Raw genomic sequence first — 6,630 nt, forward strand, 5'->3', positions numbered from 1 at the left:
AGAATGAATAGCAAAATCCGTTCTGTGACGCAAGTAACAGGACAATAATATGTTTTATGAAAATTCTCAGGGCATCACAAATGCCTTGCGTGGGGTTTGGCATGGGCATTATGGAAGTGCCCGTTGTCCAGCCCATGATGATCAATTGCCTAGCTTATCCCTTGCCAATGGACATGATGGGCGTCTTTTACTCTATTGTTATGCTGGCTGCTCTTTTAGAGAGATCATACAAGCGCTCATTAGAATTGGCTTGCTTGGAAAACAAGCCTTTTTTGATAAAGCTTATGATCAGACGCTCTCTTTCTCAAAACAATGTTGTGCTGATCTCAAACGAGCAAAACAGAAAGCAGAAAGAGCAAAAAAGATTTGGCAACAAAGCCAACCGATAAAAGATACTTTAGCAGAAACCTATTTACGCAATCAGGGGATCACATGTGAATTGCCTGCTGATTTACGTTTTCACGATAAATGCCATCACCCATTAGAAATGACACTGCCCGCGTTGGTTACTCTTGTTAAGGGGGCTGGCTCCTTTGCTATTCATAGAACCTTTTTACAAGCCAATGGCTGCAAAACAGATCAGAAACCAGCAGATGATGGGGGGCGTAAAGCAGGTTTCACCCTTGCTGCGCGTGCTTATAGCAAGGTTTTGAGGTTTTTATCATGCAAGCTCCAAAAGGAACCGATTTTAATAACGTATTACTTTCTCAAAAGAGGGAACTATGAAAGAGAGTCATTTACAAAACAACAATGAAAATACCCCCGTCAATGATAACGATAATGCTTGTTTACGGTTGGAAAAGATTTATTGTTGTTAGCAGGGAACGATCCGCTGGGACGCAGTTTGCAGGATTCTGGCTTGCTGCATACGAAACGCTGCGTGCCCAAGAGAGATTAATGCAAGCGTCAAAACAAAAAGCGATAGAAGTCTGGGCGCATTAGGCAGGCATGGAAGTCCCATGTCGCATGGGGCAGCTTTATTCGGGGCTGCAATATACTCGGGAGGATCATGACAATTTTGGCCTTTAGGTACTGGTAATTTTTTAATTAAAAGCAGTTGCTTATCTATTTTGGTAAGTGCTCTATAACAGCCAATAATTTTTGCCGCATCATCTAAATCAATTTCACGGTTTTCATTGGCAATAATCTCTTGTATGGCTGGTGTAATATAGGTTTCATCAATTCCCAAGACCACAATCTTGTAAGGGGTTAACAGTTCATTATCGACAGCTTCCGCGAAGGTATAATGATGAAGTTGTTTGCCATAAAGGGTTTCATCATCCATGGACGCCAGAACAGCATCAGATGCGTCAGCCTTCTTTTTCAGCTTGTCGGTAAAGATCTTAGGGGTTGCCGTCATGTACAGACGTTTTTTGCCCCGAATGATGCTGTTATCATGAACCTTGATAAATTCAGATTCACGCTTGTCTGTTCCTAACACAGCTCCAGTGGTACGGTGTGCTTCATCACAGATGATCAGATCAAATTCGGGTAAATCATACTTTTTTTGCGCATCCGAAATCACTTGGATTGAATGGTAAGTAGAAAAGACCACAGTCATCAGATCATGTGAAACCTTACCCGCTTTACTAGCCAGTTCTTTTGCATCCGTGGTAGCCGGCAAGGCAAGATCAGAGCTATCAAATTCAAGAGCATCATTTTTATTCTTACGACGTTTTCCCACTTGTGTATCCGAACACACGGCAAAGGAGCGCAAGGGTACTTCTGTATCTTCTGTCCATTCACGGATTGTTTGAGATATGAGAGCAAGGGAGGGCACCAAAAACAACACACGCTTGCCTTGACCTGCTATGGTTTCTGCTATCTTCAAACTGGTGAAAGTCTTGCCCGTACCACATGCCATAATCAGCTTGCCACGGTCTGCTTCTTGTAAACCTTCACAGACTTTCTCAAGGGCTTCTTTTTGATGATCTAAAAGCTTTTTTTGGGGTTGCTCTTTAAGGGTAGCTTCACCTTTTTCTTTATATGCCCCCAATCGATTTGACTGTTCTCTAAATCAAAAAGGTTTATGCGTTGAATACGAACCTCTTGACCATCACAAGTCAGTTCAACATTGTCACTCCAATCTGTTTCGGTGCTATCAACCAGAATACGACGGGTGAAGATCTTTTTGCCAGAAGCTGCTATAAAACTATCAATATCTTCTTTTTTAATTATGTGAGAAGCATCATAGCATTTACATTGAATAGCCGCATAGCCTCCTTGATCACGGATTGTAGCGATCAGATCAATACCAATATCCGTTCCATCTTCATTACGCTCTTGCGCCCATTCACAATAGGTTTGAACCTTTTCGTATTCTTGCTTTTGAAGCGGGTCGTTTGTCAAATAAGCTTTTACAAGGTTTTCAAACATGGTTCCCAATTCACGGGGTGATTTTGCTTGTTGACGATAATATTCTAAGAGAGAGCGTAAAGAGACATGTTCATGATCATAATGATGAGGGCGAAGCATAAAGAATAAACTCCATGACAATATATTCTATTGATTAATTCTCTTCAAAAGAATCAAAATGAAGCTTATTAAATCCATTTTGAATGAATAGTGTGAAAAATTCGGAAAATGCTAAAAAGCGGATAAATTTTTTCAAAAAGTTTTTTAAATGCTGTTTATCCACAGCCCATGATACGGGATCAGATCAGCAAAATAGTGAAATTTGCTGTTTATTTGATGTGTTAATTGACCTGTTAATCAAGACAAATGCACCATGGACTTTAAAACATCAGAATGAGTATTTTGATAAGTTTTATGAATTATTTTACAGATAGGTTTTGTCTGTTTTTAAAACCCCCAAAACACCTACAAAACATATATTATTGGTTGAATTTATAGGTTGTAATTTCAATATAGGTTGTTTTTTAGATCTGTAAAATATTAACTACTTGAAATATAATAACTTTTATTTTTGACTAAAAAATATATATAAAGGGGGGGTAAAAAGAACCCCCATACCCCCCATACCCCCCATACCCCCAAAAACCTCCAAAACCTCCAAAACCAATAGATGGGGAATGTTTTGAAGGTTTCATTTTATGAATACATAAGTTATATGTTTTATTGGAATTTAAAATTCATTCATTGAAATGTTTTATGACTTTTCACTAAGGGGTGCCATTCATAACGTATGGTAGGTCGACCGCCTTGGGAGTTATTCTCTCCAGAGATTTCACGAATATAGTTACAACGACATAAAAGCTCTAAAGCTTGCTTAACGGTTTGATTGTCTGTTAAACATTTCCAATCACGTTTATAAACATCCCTTGCTGTAAAAATATCGGGTAAATGATCACAGCGTTCAACAATTAATTTTGCACGCTCTGCTGTTAATGTATCCCCCGCCGCATAAAGACGTTTGGCATGACTTAACAGATATTTTTCCCAATACAAGGCTCTCTCAAGAGCATTTCTATTGATTTCAAAACGCCCCCCTTCGGTCAATTCAAAAATCAACGCAAGGGTTGGTATGGTTTTATCCATTTTCAAAAGATGCGCTTGTAAGCTTTCAGAAAGGTTATTCTCTTTGGCTTCTTTAAAAATCTTTTGCATCCATTCACGAAAGATCTCTTGAGCTTCAGCAGAAAAACGCATCACAAGCGGATATTCTGGTGAACCAAGGGGGTTATCATAAAGAGAACGAAATGCCCCTTCATAAGTTTCCCATGCCTCTTGATTGGGCGGTCTATCAACCCATTTCCAATCTTTTGTCTCATCGGGTCATACAAGCATTTGAAAGCGTTGTAAGAAACCATCATTGCCTTTGCCATATAAAACATTGCGTATAAAGGGCAGAATGCGAGAGGGTTGAATGCCTCCAATCATGGATAAGGTGACATGGGGGATAAAAATGGTTCCACGCTCATACGGTCATAAGTAAATTGATCATCGCCATTAAAAGCTGTGAGATAAAAGGCGCGGTCTGATTGATATTCCTTCCGTTCCATATCTGTTAAGAAACCGGATAATTCATCACGCACCATCAAGAGACCACGGGGGTTTTCTTTTAAAAGTTCCCCAAGCTTTTCCACGCTCGTATCATTGACAATAAAACGGGAGACATCATCATCATGCGCATTGTCTTTAGAGAGGGTTTCAGACAAAAGAGCACGGGCTGTTTCAAGATCTCCTTTTTTATTGCTTTATGGGCTTGTTTTTTCTTTTCGGATTTGTCTAAAGTTTCAAGTATCTCTTCAATTTCTTGTCTCTCTTTCTGCTTTAGCCAGTCTTTATACCATTTCTTTTGAAGGCAAGTGATGGGAGTTAAAGCGGCTTGCATGGTAGGTGTTTTCATGGTTGAAGGTTGACCAATAAGAGCCCCCAGAGATTAGGGACAATCTTCCAATCATCATGTTGTTTTGGAGCAATCCGCACGCCATTGCCAATGAGAGCAGCCAAGCCACACAAAGCAGCGACAGCCACAAAATCAAGAGGCGCTTGTTGACGGTCAGCAACGTCATAAACATAGCGACTTAAAGTTAAAGGCATTTGCGCAGCATGAAAAGACTCGACGGGTAAGAGAGTATATTCAAGTGGTTTTAATTCCCCCCAACCGTTTTGTTGCAATGCTTGTTTATAAGGAATGGCTTCTAAACAAGTCTTATCATTTAAAGAGCCATTATCGTTATCATTGCATGAAACATTTTGATTGTTGGTATCTATAATATTGTTTTTATTCTCTCTCATTTATTTATACCTTTTAGTATCAAAACATCATTGAAATCTAGACCGTAGGGGGCTTGCATGATAAAAACCTCAAAGCCTTGTCTATAGGCACGTGCAGCGAGGGTAAAACCTGTTTTACGCCCCGCATCATCGCCATCCATTGCAATGGTGAGACGGGCTTTTGTAAGAGGTAAATTCACATGCATCATGCCATGGGTTGAAAGAGACGCCCATAAATTCACGGGCTCAGATAACAACCCAGACAGTAGAGCCAGACCGGTTTCAATGCCTTCACAAATAACCAGATGTTTTGGATTGGCTTGGCTTAAATGCACCCCACCACCCGTTACAGATCCCAACATGGCTTTTGCTGGTTTCTGATCTGTTTTGCAGCCATTGTCTTTTAAAAAGGTTCTATGAATGGCAAAGGAACCAGCCCCCTTAACAAGAGCAATCAACGCGGGCAATGTACCCCCAGAGGGGTGTAGACATTTGTCGTAAAAGCGTAAATCTGTAGGCAAATCACATGTAATACCCCGCATACGTAAATAGGTTTCTGCTAAAGTATTTTTGATTGGTTGGCTTTGTTGCCAAATTGCTCTTTCTGCTTTCCTTTTTGCTTGTTTGAGATCAGCACAAAACTGTTTTGAGAAAGAGAGCGTCTGATCATAAGCTTGTTTTCCAAGCAATCCAATTCTAATAAGCGCTTGTATGATCTCTCTAAAAGAGCAGCCAGCATAACAATAGAGTAAGAGACGCCCATCATGTCCATTGGCAAGGGATAAGCTAGGAAGCCTATCATCATGAGCAGGGCAACGGGCTATTCCATAACGCCCATGCCAAACTCCACGTAATGCACAAGTAATTTTTTGAGCTGTTGTATGCAATGCATAAGCATTGCTTGTTGTAGCATTTGTAAAATGCATAAAATCCCTTCCTGCTACTTGCATTACAGGACAGATTCTGTTATTTCGGGATTTGCGAAAGTCGAAATACTTTGTCTGTCCTATAAGGCGAAGTTTTCTTTAGGCGGCGTCGTTGCCACGTTGGTTTTTTGCCTTTTCGATTACATCGCAAAGGTCAGATTGTAACCAGCGCGCTAAGGAACCGATCTTTAAAGGCTTTGGTACCGAGCCATCAGCGACCCGCCGCCAAAGTGTTGAAACGCTTATATTAAGTAGTTTTGCACTCTCACGTACTGTGAGGAGTGGTCCGTTTGGAATCATGGAATCCCCTTTATATTAAATGATAGAATCACTGTTTATTAACTATATATAAATAGCAATTCGTAGCAAACTTTTCCAGCAAAAAAACAATATCTTGTGATTTTTTATCAAGAGAAGCAATAATTTGTGATTGTATTATCCGTTATGGATAAAATAAGGAAAATGGAGACATAGAGCTATCCACAACTTTTATTGTTTTGATCAGTAACATAAGAAGCCCATCTATCCATAAAAATACGACGCTGTTCTAAATAGTCAGTCCGACGATAGGCACGCTCCACTTTTCCCCCAACCGTATGACCTAGAATGGTTTCAGCAACCTCATAAGGGGCATTGGTTGTTTCTGCGAGCCAATCACGTAAACTAGAGCGAAAACCATGCGGACAGGCTTCAAGTCCTGTTTTTTTCATGTATTGTAACATGCTGTTCTGTGCAAGGGGACCACGACCGGTTGCAGAAAAAAGAAACCCATTACGAGATAAAAGGCGTGCTTGTTTAATCACTTTTAGTGCTTCTGATGATAAAGGAACGCGGAATTCTTCTGTAGCATCGCGTCGTCCTTTCATACTTTCAGCAGGAATGGTCCATATATCCCCATCAATCTTATCTTTATGCATATAGCGCAAAGGACGTGTACGAACGCCTGTAAGAATAAGCAAACGCAAAGCCAGTTGTGTCATTGTTGTTGTTTTGCAGAGTGACTGATAAAAGGCAGGAACATCTT

3 protein-coding genes and 3 pseudogenes are annotated in these 6,630 nt (G+C 40.2%); 1 reads left to right on the forward strand and 5 read right to left on the reverse strand.

Translation table 11 applies throughout. The annotated features are described in order from the left end of the window. The first annotated feature begins 49 nt into the window (after positions 1–49). Positions 50–726: pseudogene (locus ACFINO_RS07520) on the forward strand (hypothetical protein). Between the two features lie 337 nt (positions 727–1,063). Here the strand turns inward: ACFINO_RS07520 and ACFINO_RS07525 are convergent. The 5 genes and pseudogenes from ACFINO_RS07525 to ACFINO_RS07545 all read right to left on the reverse strand — a co-directional run. After that, positions 1,064–2,475: pseudogene (locus tag ACFINO_RS07525) on the reverse strand (DEAD/DEAH box helicase family protein); the annotation flags it as partial. 621 nt (positions 2,476–3,096) lie between these two features. Next, positions 3,097–4,701: pseudogene (locus tag ACFINO_RS07530) on the reverse strand (YfjI family protein). Further along, on the reverse strand, positions 4,698–5,606 hold the full coding sequence (locus tag ACFINO_RS07535; protein ID WP_375655361.1) for a toprim domain-containing protein: 909 nt from the start codon (positions 5,604–5,606) through the stop codon (positions 4,698–4,700). The pseudogene ACFINO_RS07530 and the gene ACFINO_RS07535 overlap by 4 nt, the downstream one beginning before the upstream one ends. A 99-nt stretch (positions 5,607–5,705) precedes the next feature. Next, entirely contained in the window at positions 5,706–5,906 is a 201-nt protein-coding gene (locus tag ACFINO_RS07540; protein ID WP_015856773.1) for an AlpA family transcriptional regulator, read from the reverse strand. A gap of 176 nt (positions 5,907–6,082) precedes the next feature. Continuing rightward, a partial coding sequence (locus tag ACFINO_RS07545; RefSeq protein ID WP_375655362.1) for a tyrosine-type recombinase/integrase occupies positions 6,083–6,630 on the reverse strand: 548 nt, incomplete at its 5' end.

This window comes from Bartonella sp. AA83SXKL (assembly GCF_042196965.1).
Classification (GTDB): Bacteria; Pseudomonadota; Alphaproteobacteria; order Rhizobiales; family Rhizobiaceae; genus Bartonella.